Source organism: Actinoalloteichus spitiensis RMV-1378 (assembly GCF_000239155.1).
Classification (GTDB): Bacteria; Actinomycetota; Actinomycetes; order Mycobacteriales; family Pseudonocardiaceae; genus Actinoalloteichus_B; species Actinoalloteichus_B spitiensis.
The window spans coordinates 1-4,253 of record NZ_AGVX02000290.1; the positions used below are offsets into that span (position 1 = coordinate 1).

Here is a 4,253-nt window from a genome sequence, read left to right on the forward strand (position 1 = left end):
CCGGCCGGCCCGCCCGGCGTGGCGGCGGGGTCAGCGCTCCCGGCACCCGAGCCGACGGTCACCGCGACCTTGCCGTCCCCCTCGCCAGCGGCGCGCTTGCGGTCCTTGTCCTCCGGCGGCTCGACCTGGATGTTGAACAGGAAACCGACCGACTCCTCCTTCAACGCGTCGAGCATCGCGTTGAACATGTCGAAGCCCTCACGCTGGTACTCGATGGCGGGGTCGCGTTGCGCCATCGCCCGCAGACCGATGCCCTCCTTGAGGTAGTCCATCTCGTAGAGGTGCTCGCGCCACTTGCGGTCCAGGACGGAGAGGAGAACGCGCCGCTCCAGTTCCCGCATCGCGTTCTCGTCGCCGACCAGCTCGTTGATCTCCGCCTCGCGGCGCTCGTAGGCACGCTCGGCGTCCGCCAGCACCGCGTCGAGCAGGCCCTGCTTCGTCAGCCCCTTGCTGTCCTGCTCCAGCAGTTCCTTCCAGTCGATGCCGACCGGGTAGAGCGTGCGCAGCGCGGTCCACAGCTGCTCGAGGTCCCAGTCCTCCGGGTAGCCGTCGTCGGCGGCGCCCTCCACGTAGGCGGTGCAGACGTCCCGCATCATGTGGTGGATCTGCTCGCGCAGGTCCTCGCCCTCGAGCACCCGGCGGCGCTCGGCGTAGATGACGGTCCGCTGCTTGTTCATCACCTCGTCGTACTTGAGGACGTTCTTCCGGATCTCGAAGTTCTGCTGCTCGACCTGGGTCTGGGCGCTGCGGATCGCCCTGGTCACCATCTTGTGCTCGATCGGGACGTCGTCGGGCACCCGCAGCCGCGTCATCACCATCTCGACCATGCTGGCGTTGAAGCGCCGCATCAGCTCGTCACCCAGCGAGAGGTAGAACCGGGTCTCGCCCGGATCGCCCTGCCGGCCGGCCCGACCACGGAGCTGGTTGTCGATGCGCCGCGACTCGTGGCGCTCGGTGCCCAGCACGTAGAGGCCACCAGCCTCCCTGACCAGCTCCGCCTCCGCCTCGGCGGCCGCCTTCGCCTTGTCGAGCTCCGCGTCCCAGGCGGCCTCGTACTCCTCCCGGGTCTCCACGGGGTCGAGCCCCCGGTCGCGGAGTTCCTTGTCGGCGATGAAGTCGGGGTTGCCGCCCAGCACGATGTCGGTTCCCCGGCCCGCCATGTTGGTGGCCACCGTGACCGCACCCCGCACACCGGCGAGGGCGATGATGGCGGCCTCCCGCTCGTGGTGCTTGGCGTTGAGGACCTCGTGCTTGATGCCCTTCTTGGTGAGGATCTTGGAGAGGTGTTCGGAGCGTTCGACGCTCGTCGTCCCGACCAGCACCGGTTGCCCCTCGCGGTGCCGTTCCTCGATGTCCTCGGCGACGGCCTCGAACTTCGCCACCTCGGTCTTGTAGACCAGGTCGGGCTGGTCCTTCCGCTGCATCGTGCGGTTGGTCGGGATCGTGACGACGCCCAGCTTGTAGATCTGGTGGAGTTCCGCTGCCTCCGTCTGCGCGGTACCCGTCATGCCGGCCAGCTTGTCGTAGAGCCGGAAGTAGTTCTGCAGCGTGATGGTGGCCAGCGTCTGGTTCTCGGCCTTGATCGGGACCCGCTCCTTGGCCTCGATGGCCTGGTGCATGCCCTCGTTGTAGCGCCGCCCGGCGAGCACGCGGCCGGTGAACTCGTCGACGATCATCACGTCGTCGCCGCGCACGATGTAGTCCTTGTTCTTGTTGAAGAGCTCCTTGGCCTTCAACGCGTTGTTCAGGTAACCGACGAGCGGGGTGTTCGCCGCCTCGTAGAGGTTGTCGATTCCGAGCTGGTCCTCGACCAGCTCGACGCCGGCCTCGGTCACACCGATCGTGCGCTTGCGCTCGTCGACCTCGTAGTGCTTGTCCCGCTCCATCAGCGGCGCGATCCGCGCGAACTCCTGGTACCAGCGGGACGACTGGTCGGCCGGGCCGGAGATGATCAGCGGGGTCCTGGCCTCGTCGATGAGGATGGAGTCGACCTCGTCGACCACGGCGAAGTTGTGACCTCGCTGCACGCAGTCCCGCAGGTTCCACGCCATGTTGTCGCGCAGGTAGTCGAAGCCGAACTCGTTGTTGGTGCCGTAGGTGATGTCCGCCCGGTAGGCCTCCCGACGCTGTTCGGGGGTCATCTGGGCGACGATGACGCTGACCTCCAGACCCAGGAAGCGGTGGACCCGGCCCATCCACTCCGAGTCACGTTTGGCCAGGTAGTCGTTGGTGGTGACGACGTGGACGCCCTCACCGGAGATCGCGTTCAGGTAGGCGGGCAGCGACGAGGTCAGCGTCTTGCCCTCACCGGTGCGCATCTCGGCGACCTGCCCGAGGTGCAGGGCCGCGCCGCCCATGAGCTGGACATCGAAGTGACGCTGGCCCAGCGTGCGCTTGGCGGCCTCCCGCACGACGGCGAAGGCCTCTGGCAGCAGCTCGTCGAGACTCTCGCCATCGGCGTGACGGCTGCGGAACTCGTCGGTCTTCGCCCGCAGCTGATCGTCGGTCAGCGGAGCGATGTCCTCCTCGAGCGAGTTCACGTGCGCCGCGATGTTGCGCAGGCGCTTGAGAGTCTTGCCCTCGCCGGCGCGGAGCAGTCGGGACAGGACCATTCGGTCGACCTCACTAGCTGATCGTCACGCGCCCGCCACAGGCGCTTTGCCGCCATACTAGGCGCGGATTGGGAGTGCGATACGTCCGTGCGGGGCAAGCATGGCCGGTGGGAGCCCCCCGGAGTCGGTGCCACGCGGACGCGCCCACCGGGAACACCGAACTCACCGACCCCGCTCACGGGGTGGTCCCCGACCCGATCCTGTCGGGCGGGGACCACTCGCACGGTCGCACTCTCAGTATGGCCCGTGCCGCGAACCGTCACTCACGGCAGTCAGACCAGACTGATCACACCGTAGTCGAAACCCCGCCGCCGGTACACGACGCTGGGACGGCCGCTGTCGGCGTCGGAGAAGAGGTAGAAATCGTGGCCGACCAGCTCCATCTGGTAGAGAGCCTGGTCGACGGTCATCGGCTCGGCCGGGTGCTCCTTGGTGCGCACGATCCGGCCCGGTTCGTCGGAACTCCACTGGGAGGGGATCTCGCTCACGTTCTCGGCGTGCGCCACCTCGCGCTCGGTCGCGTCCAGCACGGTCGTCCTCCCTGTCCCTCCACGGTCGGCGCGGCCGGCCACCCCGTCGGCCGCCGGCATCCCGACCAGACTCGGCCACTCGGCGGAACCGGCGGCGGTCTCGGCCATCGTCTCGGCGATGGACTTCGCCTTGCGCCTACCGTCCTTGCGCCGGTCGTGGATGCGACGCAGCCGGTTCTCCAGCTTGTTCACCGCCATGTCCAGGGCCGCGTAGAAGTCCTGGGCGCAGGCCTCGGCGCGGACCACGGGGCCGCGTCCCTTGCCGGTGATCTCGACGCGCTGGCAGTTCTTCGCCTGCCGAGGATTGGGTTCGTGGAACAGCTCGACGTCGAAGCGGATGACTTTGCGGTCATAACGTTCGAGACGGCCCAGCTTCTCCGCCACGTGCACCCGGTAGTGCTGTGGGATCTCGACGTTGCGACCCTTGACCACGATGTCCATAAGCGACCTCCCTCGCGCGATCTGCGAGCGATGCGTGAAACGGTGGCGTCGGAGCGCGTCCGGATTCCTCCGGCCTCACGACGCCAATGGCATGAGCTGATCGCCTCCCTCCGGCGGTGTGATCCGGCCGGTTCGTGTGGCCCTCCGCGGCTGATAGCCGAGCACGTTAGCCCTCTCCGCCGGTGTTGCCCAGCCCCACGCGGAGCGACGCGTGCCGACTACCGGACGTGACCAGCCATCTCAGCGGTCCCGAAGCACCGGCAGCGTTGGGCAGGCCCGCACGGCCCGGTGTCCCACCGGGCTGACCTCCGCCCCCGTCGCCGTCACTTCGTAATCGCCTCATACCCGCAGAACGGGTACGCGCAACCCGAAGTTCCCGAATTGCTCCTGAAAAATTCGCGGAAAACCATCCCATCGGGCGAGAACGGAGAGCAGGAAAGTCACGTGGGGTAATCAGTTGGCGGCGTTCCCCCGCCGGTCCGGCCAGCCCCGCCCCGCCACCGCCAGCACCACCACGGCACGCACCCGCAGCCCCGCCCCGAGGAGGGCGCGCACCGACTGGGCGGCGGTCGCACCGGAGGTGACCACGTCGTCCAGCAGCACGACCTCCGCTCCCCGGGGCGGCAGGCGCCGGTGGCGGGCCCTGACCCGGCCGGCGAGGTTCGCCAGC

The 4,253-nt window shown here is 68.3% G+C and carries 2 protein-coding genes and 1 pseudogene; all 3 read right to left on the reverse strand.

The genetic code is table 11. From position 1 onward, the window contains the following. Positions 1-2,612: preprotein translocase subunit SecA (gene secA / locus ACTIDRAF_RS28750; protein ID WP_016699252.1), on the reverse strand; the 2,612-nt coding region annotated here is incomplete at its 3' end. Between the two features lie 272 nt (positions 2,613-2,884). Next, the gene (hpf, locus tag ACTIDRAF_RS0213420) at positions 2,885-3,583 is read right to left on the reverse strand and encodes a ribosome hibernation-promoting factor, HPF/YfiA family (protein WP_016699253.1); all 699 of its coding nucleotides are present in this window, start codon (positions 3,581-3,583) and stop codon (positions 2,885-2,887) included. A 453-nt stretch (positions 3,584-4,036) separates the two neighbouring features. Next, positions 4,037-4,253, reverse strand: a pseudogene (locus ACTIDRAF_RS28755) (ComF family protein); the annotation flags it as partial.

What these genes read in the sequence shown, in the direction of transcription:
- hpf (WP_016699253.1), bottom strand. Translation starts at nt 3,583, where the DNA reads ATGGACATCGTGGTCAAGGGTCGCAACGTCGAGATCCCACAGCACTAC.